The following is a 277-nucleotide window of genomic DNA, read 5'->3' as shown; positions in this document are numbered from 1 at the left end:
CCTCTATCCGGGCTTTGCCCGTTAGACCATCAGTGGCCATTAATAGTCGACATGCTTGTCATCGATTGGGCACCTGACTTTCCCTGCGATTGGTCCCCCTAAACCCGTGCAGGGTAACAGCCTTTGGCCTTAAGATTCACCTCTGCCCCACATTAGGCGAAGCGCACCGATGAATCGAAACGACCTGCGTCGTGTAGACCTCAACCTGCTGATTGTGTTCGAAACGCTGATGCACGAGCGCAGCGTGACCCGCGCCGCAGAAAAACTGTTTCTCGGC

At 55.2% G+C, this 277-nt stretch carries 1 pseudogene; it reads left to right on the top strand.

Going from position 1 to position 277, the window contains the following annotated elements:
- Nucleotides 1-169 precede the first annotated feature (169 nt).
- A pseudogene (locus SB719_RS19820) lies at nt 170-277 on the top strand (LysR family transcriptional regulator); the annotation flags it as partial.

This window comes from Pantoea sp. SIMBA_079, assembly GCF_046940275.1.
GTDB lineage: Bacteria > Pseudomonadota > Gammaproteobacteria > Enterobacterales > Enterobacteriaceae > Pantoea > Pantoea borealis.
This window is presented reverse-complemented; position numbering and strand designations above follow the sequence as displayed.